Source organism: Vibrio sp. 1727, assembly GCF_033344415.1.
In the GTDB taxonomy this organism is placed as follows: domain Bacteria; phylum Pseudomonadota; class Gammaproteobacteria; order Enterobacterales; family Vibrionaceae; genus Vibrio; species Vibrio alginolyticus.
In genome coordinates, this window is sequence record NZ_JAWPOT010000017.1 from 39,146 (window position 1) to 57,455 (window position 18,310).

Here is an 18,310-nt window from a genome sequence, read left to right on the forward strand (position 1 = left end):
GAATGAACCTTAGTTCATGGTAACAGCTTCGGATTTGCCCCCAGAGTCATCGACCCCAACCAGAGAGATGGTCGGCATCGTTTCATAGGTGCCCTTGCTGATAGTCACTCGATCAGAGCTGATGCTCTGCAACTCACCGGCAATGGTCCATTCGTAGGACTTCATGCGGCCATCGGTATCTTCGCAGTTCGCATAGACGATCCACGACCCAACGGTCTCTCGTGAGCTCAGGCTACATGCAGGCAACTTGTTCTCTGCAACATTGATGTTCACCTCGCCCTCAGCTTCATGCCCCATTTCTGAGGTTATTTTCAGCTTGATGCTGTGCTCACCAGCGCCCAGAGTTGCTCTGCCGTAGTAACCACTGCTTTCCAACGGTGTACCATCTACCGAATAAACACGAGTCGAAATACGGTCGCGTGGGTGGCCGCCAGAAATGTACGGTCGCAACAGCACATCCAGAGGCTCACGCTCGTATTTGTTCGAGCCAGAGTATTGCAGGTCAATGGCATAGGGCGCTGCCTGGCCGATCTTGAGCGGTTGCTCGATCACGGTCTCATGGCCGCGAGCATCACGGACAGTGACCTTGATGTTGTAATCACCCGGCTCATTGATCACAAAGGACCGGACAATATCCTGCCGCTGATCCTGAATCACAGCGCCTTCCGGCAACTCCCACTCGTAGGTCGGCTCTTCCAGCTTGCCGTTGAAGGCAATTGGCCGCACTGACGCGGTGATCGTCGCAGGAGCCACGTCTGCGTTCTTCCTAACCTGCATTCCGAAGCTCGGCCATACATACTGCCAAACGCGGGAGCGTAGGCTATGCGAAGCCTCTGCACCCTGATCTCGGTATCCTTCGATCCAGGTGGTGTACTTCGTTTCTACAGTAGCCTGATTGAGGTCAGTGTCAGAGGGTTCGTACTCAGCAGTATCACCCTGCACAATCGAGCCATCAGGCAGCGTGAAGAACCCGTTCAGCTTCACGTCCATCCCACGGTAAGGCAGGCTGGTTTCGGCTTTGAACACATACTTCTTACCGGTCTCAATAACTCGCGGCCCTGTCACGTAAGGACGAGGTGCCTTCACTGCTCGGAAGTCAACCGCCGTTTTCGCAACTTCATAGGCATAGCCGTCATCAGCCGGTGCCGTGGCAGAGCGCACACGAGCCCACAGGCGGTATCGGGTTTCTTCATCGCTCGAAAGCGTGATGCTATCCCCTGTCTGCGCGTAGGTTTTGCCACCGTCAGTAGACCACTCAACAATGGCATTGCCACCGGAGATTGGCTCATCGTTCAACGTCAGGTTCGCTGTGTACTTGCCTTCACTTCCGACAAACAACGTGGTCGGGCCGATAACAGCAATATCAGGTTTGTCGTAAGCGACAACACTGACCGCTTCGGTGTACTTTTCCGCACCTGAGTTGACGTTCACCACCTTGGCCCGAACCTGGTACTCCCCCTTGTCGAAGGTCTTCACAAGCTGATACTTGTATCGATCTTCTGGGATGAACTGCTCCCAGGTTTTACCGTCGTCCTTACTGGTTTCCCACACAACCTGGCCGGTAGCCCGGAGATCCTGACGGTCGTCCAAAGATAGCTTGAACACAGCAGTGAACGGAGCTTCACCAGACAACTTGCGAGCCTCCACGCCAGCACCGATGGCACCACCGCGAAGCACTGTCAAGAAGGCAGGTCTGATAGACAACTCTGTGCGGTTGTAACCCTCAACAGGGCTTTCCAGAACAGCCTCAGCAGCGATACGGACGGAGGAAGTATCCACACCAGACAGGTCTACTGAGAACTGAGCTTCACCGTTCGATGCTTCCGCATAATCAGTGAGCGCAACCGTCTCGTTGTAGGCCTTTTGCTGGATCAGGCGTACTTTCCACACCCCCATCGTGTTAGCGTCATAGTCACCATCAGGTTTGTACTGATCACGGATGAGAACCCTAACCGGCAATGCCTGGGTGTCAATCGCGGTATCACCTTTAACTTCAACGATAGGACGGATACTGTCAGAAGGTGCAGAGATAGCCCGGTAGACAACCTCAGTCTTCACATCAGGCACCTTGTTGTAGGCCGCGTTCACCTTGTAGGTGGTCTCCTCCCACAACGCTCGCTCATCGGTATTGATGCGGCGATACACCTTATTGGTGGCACCCCATCCCGGAGTGAAGGTCTCAGACTCAAGAACATCCGAGTTGCGCGATATGGCAATATCCAGATCAGCTCGTTCAGAGTTGATAATGGCATCACCCAGGTAGTTACCTGTCATCGGCACCAAGTAGATGTTGTCTTTGAAGTTGTAGTCGGAGGCTAGTTCAACGGTCGGAGCTGGTGGGTCAACCGCTTCGACATTGAAAGTCTCGTCGTTCAACGTCACCCTAGTGCCGTTACGGGTGAAAATACTTACCCGCCACCCCAGTGGATGAACGCCGTTGGAGGCCAATGAACCAGAGAGCGAAGGTGATTCCGATAACGGGTCTTGGACCAATCCATCGGGGATCTGCTGCCACTCGAACAGACAGGCACGGCTTGCACTACCAACAGCCTTGTTCGCGGCCTCTTTTTTCGCACGGTCTGCGCTGAGGGTTATAGAACAGTCTGGCCCCTTGCTCTGCTTGAAGTTCACATCAAAATCTTCAATGACGCGATTCACCTGAGCAATGTCATCAATCGGGGTGTAGCCAACAGAGCCATAGGCAGTAGTTACCGTCAGGTTCTGAGAGCCAGACCCAACTTTTACCTTGGAACCGTCACCACTGAACAGGTACAGGCTGTATTCGACAGGTTGTTCACCAATGCTCACAGCCTGCCCCACCAGCCCAGCAACTTTCATCCCGTTGTTGTCCTGCGTAGTTTGTTCAGCCTCATCTGGAGTTCTGTCCCACTGGAGCAAACACACCGGGTCACGAATTGGGTCTGCGGCCATAGCCACATCCTCTTTCGTGGTGAACCGGCAAGGCACACCCGACTCTGGCAGGGCATAGATTTTCACTGGGTCAATGACCTGGCGAATTGTCCATGATTCAGCAGAGAGCTTAGCCGTCCCTTTCCAGGTATTGATGTCCACAACCAAGATGGGTGAGTTCGGCGCGGAGGTCATGACAAGAAGGCTGGAAGAGCCGACCACATCAGGAACAGCAGGTTTAACCGGAATGCTCAAACGACCACCTGACGCACCGAAATCATGTTGGCTCATGATCCCCATTGTCTGGCCTGGCTCGATACGCACCCCATTAACCACCAGCGGTACTTTCGCATCAGAACGTAGGGTCGCAAACACGTCGTATGAACCTGTCACGACAGCACCATCACTGAGCGTCAGCGGCTTGGTTTCGATGATCCGTTTGCCATCTGCATGAACAAATTCATGAGTGACAGCGGGGACCATGACCTTGCCATCCATCCCATCCGCCAGCATTACCTGACGAGGTTTGTACTCGAAGCCAACAGCCTTTTGAACCGCATTGCCTTGTGCATCCTCACCGGAAACAGTCAGCGTGTAAGATTCCCCTTCCTTCAAAGAAGGGAACATTACCGGGTACTCAAGGCGGAATCGACCTTTCGACTCCTCACGCCAAGACAACTGCACCTTGTCATTGGCAGGCCCCCCTACAAGGGCAATAGAGGTCAATTTAGGTGAAGGGTCGATAGCATCAGCCAAGGTAATAACAACATCATCTAGAGTCTGGATAGCTGCTCCATCTGCCACACTGAGTGTCATGGTTGGTGGCGTTCTATCAGACGTTATCTGGAACATTGGTTGTCGCGTTAAAGGCCCGTGCATCTCCTCTGCTGCGGCAACAAGACTGTATTGCCCCTCAGGGAGAGTTTTAAGATCCCACTGGTAAGTGTAGTTCTCCCAGTTGTTGGCTATTAACCCACCAGTTGGAGACAGCTTGTTGCCTTTGCTATCTTCAATCCATGCACTTCGCAGACGCAGCCTATCAAAGTAAGCGCCTCGTCCTGGCTGGTTAACGAATAAGGTAAATACCTTGCTATTTTGATCGAACTGCTGACTTAGCTGAGGGTAGTGCTGATCGTTCCAGTTAACCTCTGCCCAAAGAGGATTCGAGCGAAGAGATTTATCCGGATTGAAAACTGTCGCATTATCGTGGACGTACCCTGTTGTGCCTTTAGCCATTGTGAAGCTATTTGCAATCACGCAGCTATCTTGACCAACAGGAATTTCACAGCTTCCCCTGTGAACGGCAGTTTGAACGTAAGGCCTTGGTTCAACTTTGACACGGATACTACTAACAGTGACAGGAAGAACAGAATTGTTCACCCAGTAGCGGTAAAAACTAGACCATCCTATATCACTGTAATTGTAGTCCACACCCAAAAGTCTGGGACTTTTAGGCGCTGATGGAGAGAGTGTGAGGTTATAAGCAATACCGCCTCCCCCCCACTGGCCGAAGTTCACCCAACGCCAATAATTGCCGTCGGTATTGCCATAAGGTGCGGTTGTGACGAGATAAACATAGCTGGCATCTTCTCCTACCTTGGACATCTCTCCCAAGGCATTGGTCATATTTATCCCACCTTCTCTATACTCATGCCAGTTATCACGCGGAACACGCCAAGCTAACTTGATTGGGTTAGTTTTAACTGTCATGCCCTCAGTGTAAGCAACAAATCCGGTTAATCCAGGGCCTAAGTTGTTTGTACTTGAAGGGTCATAAACACCAAAAGGTGCAGACGGAGCATTGGTTATGCTATCAAACATCACTTTTTGACGAGGTGAAAGATAGCTATTTCCAGCGCTATCGCTTATCTCAAACTGAAGTGTAAACACTTCATCCAAGTCAGAGGCTGGGAAAAAGCCAGATTGGAAAGACTGTCTAGCTTGTCCGTTAGCGTCATCGTAGTTCACGGATACATCTTTGTAGAGTGAACCGTCTTGACGATACAGCTTTGCTTTGACGCCTTTGATGGGTGACTCATCAGAGATTCCTGACAGCAAAAAGGCATTATCCTCAGAGCCACCTAGACCCAGTTTCCAAACATCACCGCTAGTAACCTGCCCATAGTTACTATAAACCGGGGCAAGCGAAGAGTAGGTTGGCGGCGTCACATCGACAGTAAGAGGGTATTCATCCGTCTGTACTGTAGAACCATCAGAGGCAAGAATTTCCGCCCTGATAGTGTATGCCCCACCAACTGGAGCTGGTAGTTGAAGTTCCGCACCATAGTAGGATTTTCCACCCACTGTGATGCGATCAGTAGCCCCAAGAAGGTGGCTGGTCGCTGTCGAAACCACTGTTCCATCCGACCGAAGCACCGAAATCTTTACCTTTCGGTCGATACCGGCACTCAAGGCAAACGAGATATTGCCCGTTGGGTTGGCATAGTTGGCATTCGGAGTCAGAGACCGTTGCGTACCATCTGGAGCCTTAAAGGTGTATTCCAGCAGCTCTGCATGAGCAGCACCAGCGGTAAGAACCGCCAGAGCCCCAAGCATCGCCGGAATTTTAGGCTTGAAATTGATCATCGCATTCTCCATTCGTTTTGAGTTACAAGAACCCAATGCTGGAGGTTACGGGAGGGAGTGCATAAACATGGGCTGTGGAAGTGCCCTTTTTGAGCAAATAAGGAAATAGTTGGAATTTGTTATGACTGGACTTTTTGCCAAAAAATAAGGGCAGCTTTTAGGCTGCCCCTATCACCCGTTGATTAACGGCAAGGTGTCTTTTACACCCCCAGGCCATTGCTGAGTTGCACAACAGCCGGGATGACCTTCTCTGCATGTTCCAGAGTAGCAGACATGATGGATTCCACTACGGTCGGGGAGTTGTACAGGCCCATACCGCCACCGATACCCATAGCGAAAGCCATGAGGCTCTGGCGAGCGATACCACCAACAACACCGACCAGGATCATCGCACCCGCAACGATTCGACCCAAAGTACCTTGGGTCCAATCCTTGAGAGTTACCCATACGTCGTCAAACGCTGTACCACCAGTACCAGCGTGGGCCTGATCCGGCACGAGCAGGAAGGCTACCACCATCAACCCCAGGAAGAGGAAGAGTGCGTTGTTTTTACTTGAGGCATTCGCCAACTGATTTGCGTTCATCAAGAACATCTCCTATTTGGTTGTTTCAGACTTCGGTTCGTGTTGTACCGTTTGCAGCGGTCTCAAAACTGGCTCACTTTGCGGTGTGCCATCCCCAATCACCCACCTGCGCGGTTCGATTTCGGTATAGACATACCCTGTCACGATGAGATCACCATTGGTGTCCTCCCAGGGAGCTACCCAAATCCGCATAACCTGTGCTGGTGTACGAATTGGAATCGGGCGATCCGGAAGACGCGGTGCGACATAGTTGTCAATCACCGGGTCTCCGGAGCTAGATGAGTTCGCTGAAACGTTTGAGGAACCTTCGCCATCCGCTTCCGCTTTGGCCTCGACTTCCTCTGGTTTCATTGGACGCGGGACATTTCCGTCATTGGTTGCGGCGTAAACGTCTCGCGCTGACATACACTGAACACCATTCGGCATTCCCGGACAGCTATACTCATCCTTGCCGATGTTGAACGTCGAACAGCCCGACAAAATAAGTAGCGCTGCACCCACCCCCAACATCTTTGCGGATCTTACTGCCTGTTCCTTTTGAGCCTCGCCTCTGGAACTGCCCTTTCTGGTCAAAATGTTCAAATTTTTCATTTCTTGGTTCCCCCGGTGGAACGAATTTGTAGCTTGGTTCCTTTGGTCACGATGATGTCTACCTGACGGCCAGCATCGACCTCGATAACAGGGAAGATGCCTTCGGCCATGTCGATATAGAACTGAGCGATGCGATCTAGCGCCTTACTGGCCCCCTTCACTGCTGCTCCCTGCAACATCTGGTCGGAGAACACAGACTGGTACTGGGTATTTGAGCCAGGGTTAGTGCTAACGACCGGCACAGGATTGACGTCAAAGGCTTCGGAAACGCCACCAAGGAAGCCTGCCATCAAGCTCTTGGCGATGATTTGCCCCTGCTTCGATACGACGCGACCACGGACACCGGCCTTACCGTCTTCACCCACTGCATAGGAATCCAGCTTCGCTTCTATGACACCCCCATCATCCCGAACGCACGAGAAGGTCTCGCCACGCAGGTACGCTCGCTCTGAACTGAGATCTCCATAGCCTGAAACAATCAGGAAGCACTCACGAACATCCGCACGGAAGCGGTTAGGCAAAATAGCCTCTTTCTGAATCCTGAGGGTCGAAGGGAACGGATCTCGACGAGCACCTTGAGATGTTGGTGCGTCCATACCGTTGATGAGCACCCCTGTCAGGATGGAGCCAGAAGGTAGGTAGATAGACTCATCATCCTTGTTGTCCTTCTCTTCAACTTCTGGCGCTTTCTGCGAGTAGCTCACTATTTGGATGCCTGGTTTAGTTGCATCACGACCGTCTCCCTTGCCAGTTGCAGGAGCCCCACCCTTCGAGTCAGGAAGCGGTGCGTCCCGAAAAAAGGATGCAGGATCTTTGTAGTCGAGCTTTTTCTCCATGAACTGACCATCACCACCAGATGCACCATTAACATCGGCTCTGGCATCCTCTGATGAAGAGGATGTTTTTCCACCAGCAGCGCCGGTTTCGACTTTCTTAGCCAATTCCATGTTCTTCTGGGTCAGGCGGTCCAAATCTTGACGAAGGCGGGTCATCTCACGGCCAACATCACTGGATTTCCCGGCAGTGGTTTTGGTTTCCTCCAGCTCTTTCTTGACTCGTTCCAGCTCCTTTTTCAGGTCGGAGTTTTCACGAGACACCATCTTCACATCGGCAGACAACGAATCTATCCCGATCTCACGGGTGTTTTTGTCTGTGAGAACGTGCTTGATGGTTTCTTGGCGACCGCGCTTCTCTTCTTTCTTGGGTTCACCAGAGAACATTGTCACGACCGCAAAAAGAACGAAGACGCCGCCAGCGATAGACACCCAACGCTTCTTGTTGGGGTCTAACTGTGTCCAAAATCGCTTAATCATTGGGCACCTCCCAGCAGCGATGGACGCTTAGACGTTGGTGCGAGACCACGCTTCTGCTTCTTCGCCACATAGATCTCCGTCTTCTGGCCGGGCTCAAGCACGTTAAGCGGCCACGTAGTCACCGCAGCCACATCCCAGCTCCCACACAACGCCTCTTTGAACTCAATAGGCTGATCAGAGACGTTCAGGGCGACACCGATGAACACGTTAAGGTGGTGGCCCATCATGTATTGCCCCTTGCTGAAATCCACCTTTACCCCAGGATGAGCGCAGCTCGGCACCGCAGCACCAGCAGGGATGCGGTTCAACGTGTAACCTTGAGGGACTTCACCAAGAGCAATCTTGCGGAATACCGACCGGATGGTTTCGACATAAGGCTGGCTCTGTTCCCAGGTCTCAGCCTTGGTATTGGCAAAAGCACCAGTGATACCTACACCACCATCGAGCTTGAGAAAGACTTCTCTGGGCGGAATACGACGGGGAACCATCGTCAGGCTGAGAGCTTGGGCTTCCGAGCCTTTTTCAGTAATGAACATAGTCACCGGATACTGCTTATCCGTGGCGACATAGACCACATTCTCTTTGATGCAGACCTCACCACACTGGCCGTTATCCGTCGCCCCGGTCAGAGATGTTGAAACGATCTCAGGATTGCTGAAAGGCGTGACGATTCGGTTCGGATGACCAACGGCTATCGGGATGATCTGGTTAACCCCCGGCTTCATCGTCAGTAAGGGGTTTTCATTCATGCTGCCCACAACCTCATGGGAGCTTTGTCCTGACGTCACAGGGGCAGGAACATCCTTTTTCATAACACTGGCCGGGACAACAGGAATGTCATCCGAGGCATAGGCCATTGAAGTTCCAAGCGCCAAGGACAGCGCCAGGAGCGAAAGTTTAGCGTTGTTCTTCATGCTTTCTCCGGTTTTCTTCTTTGCGCTGGAGTTGCTCCAAAACAGTTTTGGTGCGTGGCTTTCCTACATAGGTGTCGATGTAGTCCAGCACGGGCGCGTAGTTTGAAATCTTGATGGCGAACTCGTAGGAGCGTTCGCTACGCTCTTCGTTAGAAGAAGCCCCTTTGACGTAGGAATATCCGTAGACAAACACCTTGTCGCTCTTGGGCTCGTACTCAACAAAACGCGGCTCAAACCGCATGGTTACGCGGTCGTTCTTGATCTGTTGAGCTTGAATTTCGATGGCATCAATCACGTCCTGATAGATGCTCGGGGAGAGAAGCGGGGTGATCCGTTCTTTCACAAAGTCAACGGTTCCTGGCGTCACATTGCCAAGGAGCTGAGCAAAAGCGAAACCCCAAGCCTCTTTATAGGACTGAGAGGCGTTACTTTTCGTCACCCAGGCTTCTTCCGTGAGCGTGAAAGGCTGGATAGTGACGATGGTTTCCTTGCTGAATACTTGGACCACCAGCAGGAAAACGATAGCAATAAGACCACCCTGGAAGATTCGCCCCCACTTATTTTCTGTTTGGGTCCCTTCCCAGGTCTTGAGATACTTTTTCAGGTTCAAGGCAAATACCTCCGGACAAACGGGTTCTTGAGAGATTTGGCCTTGGTCATGATGAACCCGGCCCAGTAGATCATGTGGAGCAGGTATCCATCCGGATGGTTATCCCTGAATCGGCGATAAAGGTTGGTTACAAGTAACCCCCCCAGAAAGCAGATCAGAGCCTTACCGATGATGACCCCTATCGTTAGCCCCAAAAGCATCGGGGCCAACTCATCTGCGCTCCACAACAGCAGATGCGGGGGCTCATCGACCCGGCGCGGTATCTTTACAGGCTTCATAGCAACCCTCTTCTTTTCCTAGTGGCCTGTATTCTCATTCAGGGTCACTGATTTTCTGCCACGGCTTCGCGCCCTTTTCGGGCACTTCCAGCGACAAATAAAAAAAGGCGGCCTAAGCCGCCTTTTTTGCGTTTACTGGATCGGTTATTGATTTTGAGGAACCGCTTCCGAATGTTTTTCCGAAGCCGCAACGCTAACTTCATTGGCTGGTCGGGCCACCTCCAGAGTTTTCACTTCCTTGTTAGCATTGGCTTTAAACTTGAACATCAGACTGTACGCCGCCAGCAGGAAGAAGCTGAGAATGCCCCAGTAGGTCTGAACCGTGCCCAGAGCCTTGGCCGGGTCACTTGCAGCTCTGTTGGCCGTATCAGCAGCCAACTTAACCCACTGACTCCAGTCAAAACCTGCCGCAAAAGCAGACAGCCAAAACGCGACGGCCACTGGAACGATGAAGATGCACATCAGCACCGCGTTCATCAAAAACCAGAAAAATTGTTTATTAAGGTTCACACTTCCTCCCATTAACCTAGAAAATTGAATGCGTGTTCCAGGTTCATCCCTGCAACAACACCTATAACGAACATCACCTGCCAGACAAGGAACTGCCAGGAGATGAATGAACCAGATGAGCTTTCGCTTTCTCTGACGTGAGCTTGTGCGGACATAGACCCTCCAAATAACTTGTCGTCATCACGGAGTAATCGTCTCTTAATTGATCAATCTAGGAACAGTGCTGTTACGGCCCATTTTGGGCACTTTATGGAGGTTTATTCGAGGAGATGATAAGAGCGGGAGGCGAAAAACTTTCACATGTGAAAGTTCAAAGCGGCCGATGGCCGCTTGTTTCACACTGTTCTATTGTAACGGAGTTCTCGATAAGCATCCCATGCTTGCTCTGATGAGACACCTCGACGACCAACATCTGTGGCGCACTCAAGGTCCATCTTGTACTGCTTAACCTTCTGGTCTGCTGTATCGCCCCAGCTCATGGCTGATGGGTACTTGGAAACACTAAACACATTTTCAAGTTCAGCCTGATAGTCGTCGTTTTGTAACAGAGGTTCGGTTTCACCATCATCCCAGCGAATGTAAGCCTTACCCTGGAGAGCCTTCAAATGCAAAGGCACCAGTAAGGTGGAAATCACTTCGTCAGCCCTGATGTCTTTGTAAGCACACCAGTGAGGTTTAACGGTGATCACACCATTTACCAAAACGATGTCACACGCCAGTGTCGCTTCAACATTATCGTTAACATCCTGCCGAGCGTAGATCTCCACGAAACCAACCTGCTCTGGATCAACCTTGTCGATGAAGCTCCAAAAGCTGGGGTACGACGTTCCATCGCTGAGCGTCAACTGACCGTCATGCTCTTTCAGTATACGGTTCAGTTGTGCAGTGAAGAACTCTGCCGACACTTTTCTTGCCAATGGTTCCATATCACTCAGTCGTAGAGTGGCTCCTCCACTCCCCTCATACACCTCTCCAAAAAAGAAATCTCTCTTACGCATTAGACTTTGCCACCTTTAATCGCTTGCTGGGTCAGCTTGATCCAGTTCAACGGGTTTTCACAGTCAACATGGTTGCCAGCGGCACCAACTACCGTTTTGTATGCCTCCGAGCCTGCCGCTGTGTGTACAGCCAGCATAAACGAAAACATAGGGTCATTTTGCATGGTGCCAATCATCATTGCACTGGAAGTGTCTTTGAGCTGGCAGTTTTCAACCCGCAGATTGAGTACATCTTTTGCCACCATCTGACAGTCGGGACACACCTTCTCAAGGTTCTTGAGCTTTGCGTCGTCATTGAGCACATCAGGAGCCGCGATGGCAGTACCGGCTATACACAGCCCCAGTGCCAGCAGTTGGAGTCTATTAGTTACTTTCATGGTTCCTCTCTATATCGTTCCAATTTCGTTTCGGTAAAAGAACAGTGGCCCAGTGACTGTTCTGAGTTCCGGCGTTACTTGCTTTACTCTTGAGCAAATATGCTGCTTGAAAAAGTTGTGGTATCCGTACAACGCTGGGCGTGTAAATACGGAAAAGATAATGAGGGTGATGGCCGCACCAGCGGCCCACCCGATCACGTCCGGAGAGATAAGTCCTGACACGTCTGAGATACGTTCTGGTTCAACCAAGCGGCACACCACCAGCACCCAGAACCACATTACCGGCATCACAAAGATCATCTTTCCGACGCAAGCAATGAGCACCTTCACCAAATTCAAGCTCTGCGCCCAGTAAAGCCACAACGCAGACAAGGATTGGCGACGTATCACCTGGTAGACGTTCAATGGGATGTCGCACAGATGCACCCCATCTTGATTTATAACGGAGTAGCTCATCCTCCCTCCCTATACCCGTTTCTGGAGGTTGCCGAACGTCAGGCCAACCAGGACACAGCACGTCATCATTGTCATCGGGATGACAACCGGATCGAGCGCTATGGGGATGAAGAACGCGATGAACAATCCGGCCATCAGGTACATCGTTCCGCGAACGCTGTAACGATGGAGAACCGGACTCGCATAATCGAAGTTGGTCCGCTTAATTCGCCATGTCATCATCCCGTCATATACCGCAGGTACGAACAGGATCAGCATATAGGGAGCCCACGCGGCTAACAGTGCCAACCTTGTGTAGAACTGGTAAATGACGTTGACAAAGGCTTCCATGCGGCCTTTGACCCACACAAACCAGCCCTTGCCCATGTCCTGCATCCCCTTGGACTTCTGGCGCTCCTCTTCTGATGGGATCAGCGTTTGGTACATCCCCTCATAGAATCCTGAATCAATAACGCTCGACCTGAACCAGGTAGATGCTTTGTTCTGTATCCAGTCTCTTGCTTCGACACCAAGACTCTGTTCCACCAGCTCGGATTCCCTTTTGATGGCTCTGTCTGTCCAGTCGCCAGGGATCAGCAGCAATATTGCCAGCAACTCAATAACCAGCAGCCATGCGACCAGCAACCACGGCTTCTTCATAGTCGGTTCTCCTTAAAACAGTTTTCACGCTCTCACAGGTGATGAGCTCATACAGCAAGCCACGCAAAGAGGTCTCATCCTCATGGGGCTGCGGGTTAATGGATAGTTCTCCTGGATGGGAAGAAAGCCACAGTGAGAACGACTCTCCTGAATCGACAGACCATGAATCACCGCCACTATCGACAATTTGCACTTCCAACGCCCGGCAGGTTTCGGTGATCAGGGTTTCCAGAAATGCCCCAATTCTGGCCGGGTCTTCATATTTCTCTCTCTGCTCATGAAACACGAGCTGGCTGTAGCGATGCAGAGCTTCTTCAATGATCGGGTAAATCACAGGCTCCTGATTAGCCTTAATCCCGTCTGTGATGTAGCAGCTCAGCTTCTCGATGATGGCCTCCGATGCAGGCCAGTCGAATTGGAGGATGCTCAGGATGTGAGCGTTCTTGCGGCCACGACTTTTCAATTCATTCATAACCCTGTCGAAAGGGTTCACATCGACCATGATGGCTACCTCGTAATTTCTATACTTCTTGTCACACATAGCTCTGCTCTTACTGGGTCAATATGGGCAGACGGCCTTTTACGATTGTTCCGCCTGAAATTTTGGCTATGTATTCCAGGTTCGGAAGCATTCCCAATAACTGGGCTGGGAACAGATCAGCTTCCTCCTCCATCAAACGCTCGCCTTGGTTGCCTCCGTGCATAATGGGCTCCTTGCCATCCGAGTTCTGGCCTTGAGTCCGCATGACGTACTTGAGCCGGGTCTTCGGCAAGTTATCTGCGATATACTCCTGTGTTTCACCATCGACGATACGCAGAGCAAACGTGTTGTTGATGTTCCCCAACACTTGGAGCGCTTTGTCTTTGCTACCCAGTCGAGCTGCGAAGTCAGCAAAAGTCTGAGTTGCAACGAAAAGACGAAGTTTCGCACCGCGACCTTTGTTCAGGAGCTGGATGAACGGGTCGTTGATCACCTCAGCAGCCTCATCAACAAAGATATTTACGGGTCTGTTGTTGACGCCGTAGTTGTATCTGTCACCGGCAACCGCTGTCAGGTCTGACAGGAAGATGGACCCCATAGCACTACCAACCATGTTGTCGGTCAGGGAGTCGAGCCCCAGATAAGCAACTTGAGCGTTGTTGATGATTTTTGCGGAATCAGTGATCTGGCGTTCGTCGCTCAGATCAGATGAGTCTGGAGACAGCAGAGGGCCTAGCTCCCCGGACGTCAGCATATTCATGATCGGCAGGAGGTTCGCCACCATCTTGGAGAAGTGGGTTTGGTCGTGCTGGAACATCGACAGCAAGCCTTCCAGATCAGAGTTTGGGTGCTCAGGTTGGATGATGTCGTAGTAGAACTTCATCAACGCGAAAGCGATCTTCTCACGCGAACCGTTTTTGACTTTCTCCAAATAAGCCGCTGCTTCTGCCTCCCAGTCGGGCATAACTCGCTCTGAGTAAGCCTGAACGGCCTTGATGACCAAGCCAGCAGCGCCACCTTCAAGGAATCGGCGGAGCTTTGTCAGGTTGGGACGATCATGAGTGATGACCAAGCCCTGAGCGATGTTGTTCAGTGCCTGCCATCCAAATGATTTGAACGGGTCGGCCCCTGCTTCGGACGGGATCAACGCTGCCAAACGACTTGCAATTTCAGTCACGCGGGTGAAGTTACGCAGAGGGTCGATACGCACCGACTCTTCCGGGAATGCTGGATGAAATGAGACGAATCTTTCCGGCTGCCCCATAGCTTCACAGGCACGTCGTGCATTGTCCCGCATCTCCTTATCCCCTTTCGGGTCTATGATGATCACGGCTTCCCCACGCAGAATGGCCTGTGAAATCAGGATGTCGAACATACGGGTCTTGCCCGAGCCGGTGGTCCCAACGATCAGCGAATGCCCCTCAGTGTGCTTGAGTGGCTGCATCAGCTTCTCTTCTTTGGGTTCTACCCCGTGAATCCAGGGCTGGCCGATTGGCAGCTCCTTTTTCTTACCCTGTATCTTCCGGACAACCTTTTTGACCGTGGACTCTCTCCCTACGATGGAAGTCCAGTCGCGTTTCAGGATCTCAAACACGCGCTGGGCATGGCGGTTTTCCCACAGGAACCCACTACCAAGCCACATATCGTCCGGCGTGTCCTTGATGTACTTTTGGAGCTCCGCAATAGAAATAAACTCCAGATCACGCCCCTTCAAATGCTTTTGGAGCAGGTGAAGTTTGATAGCCTTTGGCAAACGAGCCATCGCCATCACGCCACAGATCCCCGTCATCCAATAGAAGGGCTCCGGAGGCATCGTGCTGACTTGCTCTACGGCCAAAGCCGCGCCGGAGGCGGCAAGCCAGCCTGCTACAGCATTTTTTTCATAGTTGGGCCGCCACGGCATCTCGTAGGCGAGCGGGTCATAACTCATTGTCATGTTTCATTTACCTCTAAATACAGTTTTCCCTGACGTTTCTTGAGCAAAGGCCGTCTCTGTGCCCGGCTCAGCATCCCGCAGAGGATGTGTTTGCTGATGCCGATGTTTTCACCGGCAATCATGTCGAAGGCTTTGTCACTGGTTACTAAGCAGCCATCCTCTTCCAGGACAGGTGTCACGAGCCATCTGCCCGAGCGTTTTTGGATCATGTCCTTGAGCATCTGGAGTGCTTTCTGAGGCGTAACACCAGACGGCAAGAAATCTTCCGCGTTGATGTCTTTCGGGTTTGTTTTCGCCTTAGGCGGCTCAAACTCCCTAACCTCTGGCTCTTCCCTTTCTCGCACCTCGACGTGTCCCAATTCCTTCTCACGCTCAACTTTGGGCTCAGGAGCCACTGGTTGAACCTCCCGCTTAGGAAGGCGAGCCACGTTCTGTTTTTCTTGGACCGGCTGGCGCTGCGGCTCTTCAACCGGAGAAGTAACATCGACCTTCTTCTCCTTCTGCTGTGGCTGGGAGTCCTTACCTTTCGCCTTTTGTTCAGGCGAGGGTTTACCGGCGTTAACCTCAGGCTTCTGCTGCTGCGCCTTTTTTCGGCTTTGTTGTTTCGGTGCAGACTTATTCTTGCTTGCATCCAAGCCAGGGGGAGAGACGAGCTCAAAGGCATCCTGGTATCCCCCCATTGACGCCTCGGCATCCTTAATGGCCGCTACGACTGCATCTGAAAGCTGCTCCGCCAGTACAATTGCCTTCACTCCGCTGAAATCACGAACTTTGCGACCTGGCATAATCGGGTCTGGAACAATCGCGTTGGCGTGGGACAGCTTCGAGAGAACCTCTGACGGCGCACCCAGCGACCGAGCGCCATCCGGGTACAAAATGACGGCTTGACCCTTCATCAGGCATAGGACTTCGCCCAGCGTCGTTTTACCTTCCAAAACAGGCATGATCGCTTGTTCAAGCAACGCCGATGCTTCTCCGTACCCGGCTAACATCTCAACGAGTAAGGTCTTTGCGTCTTTCTCATGCAGATTAGGTTTGTCCGTAGGTGGCATTGCTGGCGCTGGTGTTGTTTGTTCTGGTGCGTCAGTCAGCATAGGGAGCGGCTCAATCGCCCATGATGGCGGTTCATCAGAACTACCGAACATTGGAAAGTCATCGCCCTGCAGGGAGTTTTGTTCTTGTGGAACGAAGTCCTGTTTTGGCTGCTTCTCTTGCTTTCCGGGCATTGCCACATCTGGGATTTCTGAGTTTGTTGCGTCAGTGCTGGCTGTCTCTGCCGATGCGCTGAATGCGTCAAACGGAAAGTCGATGTCCCCCAGTCCACCCCCAACATCCTTGAGTGCTTGTAACGGATTGTCGTTTGCCAAAGGTGGTGCGTTTTTGGCAATGTCCTGAGGGGACAAATCCTCTTTTGCCTCTGGTTTGTGGGGTTGTTTCTCTGTATCACTCTTCGGTTTTGCTTTGCCCGGTTTGCTCTGCGGCTTACCCTTCTTGCCAGCGTCAGGCTTAGATGATTCCGTTGATCCAGCATCTTTTTGCTCTGGTTTCTCCTCGACAGCATCTGAGGTGCTTTTCAGCATCTCCATCGCATCACCAAAGCCAAGACCAGCTAGAGCTTTCTCTGCTTCCTGCTCTGCGGCCAACATGTCATCGTTCAGAGCTGACACATCTTCCTCTTGGTCGTCATCGACTTCCTCAGGATCAACGAACTCAATCTCAGCGTCCTCAACATCACCAACAACTTCCGCAGCAACAGCCGCAGGAGGCTCAGTCGTAAACACCAGGTCGTTTGATTCGAGTCGGAGCATCAAGATCTTCACCGATCCCGCCGCCTCCTGGAGCATCTCAGGCAAAACTTCCCAGTAGCGGTAGTACGCACGTTCACCCTTCTCCTGCACCGTGTTTGGTACAGCAAAACCACGTTCGATGAGAATGTCGGCCAGTGTGTCAGGGTCTCGTGGAATACCGGGGATCTTGTCGTGGCTGATCAAGTCATAAAGGTCCCCAAGCTGTTTCCAGGCAATGAATACACCTTGGTTGAGGTGCCAGACTTTCGCGCCTGGCTCATTGACCTTCCATTTTCCGGTTTTAACCAGGCGGCGGATGGCATCGAACACGTACCGCTCGACAGGCACACCATAGGAGAACTCGTCCACATCGAGACGACTCTGGCGAAGGTCCCGTGAGACGCTCTCTTGGTCAGCGCGAAGCATCAGCTTGGTCACAGGCTGATTGACGCTGGTTCCTGAGATAGCTTCCAGCATCGCTTCCATGATGGACGGGCCAGACTTGGACAGAAACTCCCGAGTCTCAGCCGGAATAATTCGATCCACCGCCAGCAGCGAGAATTGCTCATGTCTTTTGTGTCGCTTGTCGCGCCACCGGATAAAGTAACGGTCGATTTCGTGACGGTGTGCCCAGTCATGAAGTGACTCCGAATACGGGTTCCATGTGATTGACCCGTCTTTGTCCGTAATGGACACATCCGAGAGCGGTTTACCCACATCATGCAGCAGCCCGGAGAAACAGCTCGCCAGTCTCCAACGCGGCTCATTGTCACGGCGTTCACGAGGCGTCCCCTCGATGGAAAAGATAACTGACTCAGATGCCTGAGCTGCCCAGAAGGCCACTTCAAGCCCATGTCGGAACAGACCACCAGCGCCACGGTGGTGGTGTGATTCGGAAGCTGGCAACAGGTGAACAAACGCGGCATACCGCTGGATCACCGGCAAAACAAGCCGGTTGAAGTCGTCCACAGTGAAACCGAGAGAGTTCCGCACTTTCTCAATCAGTTCAGCTTGGGTTGCCAGTATCTTGTCTAGTGGGGCCACTGGCAGGCCCTTGGCAAAAGGTGGGTATCGAGGGATTTCTTCATCTTCCACGTCTTTAAGCGGCAACACTCTGACGCTCGGCGCGGTCTCGATCACTCCACTTCGCCCACCAAATAACTTGTTAAGGGCTTTCAGCATGTAGGTTGACCATATTCCTATCGTATTTCTCGTCGCTACATGCTCTCAAAACACCTTTAGATCGCACACACGCCTATCTGTCCAATTTGGGCAGTTTGAGAAACCAGCTTTCCATCCCCCCCCTTTTAGAATGGGCTCATCGACAATTTTTTATGAGG

Annotated in this window: 16 protein-coding genes; all 16 read right to left on the reverse strand. The window is 52.0% G+C overall.

All coding sequences use genetic code 11. From position 1 onward, the window contains the following. Positions 1-9: 9 nt before the first annotated feature. On the reverse strand, positions 10-5,496 hold the full coding sequence (locus R8O10_RS16290; RefSeq protein ID WP_000606835.1) for an Ig-like domain-containing protein: 5,487 nt from the start codon (positions 5,494-5,496) through the stop codon (positions 10-12). 200 nt (positions 5,497-5,696) lie between these two features. Further along, the gene (traA, locus tag R8O10_RS16295; RefSeq protein ID WP_064754699.1) at positions 5,697-6,014 is read right to left on the reverse strand and encodes a TraA family conjugative transfer protein; all 318 of its coding nucleotides are present in this window, start codon (positions 6,012-6,014) and stop codon (positions 5,697-5,699) included. A 78-nt stretch (positions 6,015-6,092) separates the two neighbouring features. Continuing rightward, positions 6,093-6,671 carry a type IV conjugative transfer system lipoprotein TraV gene (gene traV / locus R8O10_RS16300; RefSeq protein WP_000793435.1) on the reverse strand — a complete coding sequence of 193 codons (579 nt, stop codon included), beginning with the start codon at positions 6,669-6,671 and terminating at the stop codon, positions 6,093-6,095. Beyond that, positions 6,668-7,981: a TraB/VirB10 family protein gene (locus R8O10_RS16305; protein WP_024131605.1), complete on the reverse strand. Its 1,314-nt coding sequence runs from the start codon at positions 7,979-7,981 to the stop codon at positions 6,668-6,670. Before R8O10_RS16305 ends, traV begins: the two co-directional genes overlap by 4 nt. After that, complete coding sequence (locus R8O10_RS16310) at positions 7,981-8,898, reverse strand: type-F conjugative transfer system secretin TraK (RefSeq protein WP_000794249.1); 918 nt, start codon at positions 8,896-8,898, stop codon at positions 7,981-7,983. The genes R8O10_RS16305 and R8O10_RS16310 overlap by 1 nt, the downstream gene beginning before the upstream one ends. After that, a complete protein-coding gene (locus R8O10_RS16315; protein WP_001049717.1) occupies positions 8,882-9,508 on the reverse strand; it encodes a TraE/TraK family type IV conjugative transfer system protein in 627 nt (208 codons plus the stop codon). Before R8O10_RS16315 ends, R8O10_RS16310 begins: the two co-directional genes overlap by 17 nt. Next, positions 9,505-9,786 (reverse strand): type IV conjugative transfer system protein TraL, encoded by a 282-nt coding sequence (gene traL, locus R8O10_RS16320; RefSeq protein WP_000805625.1) that lies wholly within the window; start codon positions 9,784-9,786, stop codon positions 9,505-9,507. The genes R8O10_RS16315 and traL overlap by 4 nt, the downstream gene beginning before the upstream one ends. A gap of 144 nt (positions 9,787-9,930) precedes the next feature. Next, positions 9,931-10,296, reverse strand: a complete 366-nt coding sequence (locus R8O10_RS16325; protein WP_001052530.1) for a hypothetical protein — start codon at positions 10,294-10,296, stop codon at positions 9,931-9,933. An 11-nt stretch (positions 10,297-10,307) separates the two neighbouring features. After that, a complete protein-coding gene (locus R8O10_RS16330; protein WP_001275801.1) occupies positions 10,308-10,451 on the reverse strand; it encodes a hypothetical protein in 144 nt (47 codons plus the stop codon). 180 nt (positions 10,452-10,631) lie between these two features. After that, the gene (locus R8O10_RS16335) at positions 10,632-11,294 is read right to left on the reverse strand and encodes a hypothetical protein (protein WP_001231464.1); all 663 of its coding nucleotides are present in this window, start codon (positions 11,292-11,294) and stop codon (positions 10,632-10,634) included. Then, positions 11,294-11,671 (reverse strand): hypothetical protein, encoded by a 378-nt coding sequence (locus tag R8O10_RS16340; RefSeq protein WP_000869297.1) that lies wholly within the window; start codon positions 11,669-11,671, stop codon positions 11,294-11,296. The genes R8O10_RS16335 and R8O10_RS16340 overlap by 1 nt, the downstream gene beginning before the upstream one ends. A 241-nt stretch (positions 11,672-11,912) precedes the next feature. Next, the gene (locus tag R8O10_RS16345; RefSeq protein WP_169342285.1) at positions 11,913-12,089 is read right to left on the reverse strand and encodes a hypothetical protein; all 177 of its coding nucleotides are present in this window, start codon (positions 12,087-12,089) and stop codon (positions 11,913-11,915) included. A gap of 47 nt (positions 12,090-12,136) precedes the next feature. Continuing rightward, positions 12,137-12,766 (reverse strand): DUF4400 domain-containing protein, encoded by a 630-nt coding sequence (locus R8O10_RS16350; protein ID WP_000743449.1) that lies wholly within the window; start codon positions 12,764-12,766, stop codon positions 12,137-12,139. After that, positions 12,723-13,268, reverse strand: coding sequence for a hypothetical protein (locus tag R8O10_RS16355; RefSeq protein WP_000228720.1), 546 nt, complete (start codon positions 13,266-13,268; stop codon positions 12,723-12,725). The genes R8O10_RS16350 and R8O10_RS16355 overlap by 44 nt, the downstream gene beginning before the upstream one ends. Positions 13,269-13,317: 49 nt before the next feature. Beyond that, on the reverse strand, positions 13,318-15,183 hold the full coding sequence (gene traD, locus R8O10_RS16360; RefSeq protein WP_000178857.1) for a conjugative transfer system coupling protein TraD: 1,866 nt from the start codon (positions 15,181-15,183) through the stop codon (positions 13,318-13,320). After that, positions 15,180-18,152 (reverse strand): MobH family relaxase, encoded by a 2,973-nt coding sequence (gene mobH / locus R8O10_RS16365; RefSeq protein ID WP_001326173.1) that lies wholly within the window; start codon positions 18,150-18,152, stop codon positions 15,180-15,182. The genes traD and mobH overlap by 4 nt, the downstream gene beginning before the upstream one ends. Between the last annotated feature and the right edge of the window lie 158 nt (positions 18,153-18,310).

Coding starts and splice junctions, on each gene's coding strand:
- R8O10_RS16290 (WP_000606835.1), bottom strand. CDS start 5,496: ATGATCAATTTCAAGCCTAAAATTCCGGCGATGCTTGGGGCTCTGGCG.
- traA (WP_064754699.1), bottom strand. CDS start 6,014: ATGGTGGTAGCCTTCCTGCTCGTGCCGGATCAGGCCCACGCTGGTACT.
- traV (WP_000793435.1), bottom strand. CDS start 6,671: ATGAAAAATTTGAACATTTTGACCAGAAAGGGCAGTTCCAGAGGCGAG.
- R8O10_RS16310 (WP_000794249.1), bottom strand. CDS start 8,898: ATGAAGAACAACGCTAAACTTTCGCTCCTGGCGCTGTCCTTGGCGCTT.
- traL (WP_000805625.1), bottom strand. CDS start 9,786: ATGAAGCCTGTAAAGATACCGCGCCGGGTCGATGAGCCCCCGCATCTG.
- R8O10_RS16330 (WP_001275801.1), bottom strand. CDS start 10,451: ATGTCCGCACAAGCTCACGTCAGAGAAAGCGAAAGCTCATCTGGTTCA.
- R8O10_RS16335 (WP_001231464.1), bottom strand. CDS start 11,294: ATGCGTAAGAGAGATTTCTTTTTTGGAGAGGTGTATGAGGGGAGTGGA.
- R8O10_RS16340 (WP_000869297.1), bottom strand. CDS start 11,671: ATGAAAGTAACTAATAGACTCCAACTGCTGGCACTGGGGCTGTGTATA.
- R8O10_RS16350 (WP_000743449.1), bottom strand. CDS start 12,766: ATGAAGAAGCCGTGGTTGCTGGTCGCATGGCTGCTGGTTATTGAGTTG.
- R8O10_RS16355 (WP_000228720.1), bottom strand. CDS start 13,268: ATGGTCGATGTGAACCCTTTCGACAGGGTTATGAATGAATTGAAAAGT.
- traD (WP_000178857.1), bottom strand. CDS start 15,183: ATGACAATGAGTTATGACCCGCTCGCCTACGAGATGCCGTGGCGGCCC.
- mobH (WP_001326173.1), bottom strand. CDS start 18,152: ATGCTGAAAGCCCTTAACAAGTTATTTGGTGGGCGAAGTGGAGTGATC.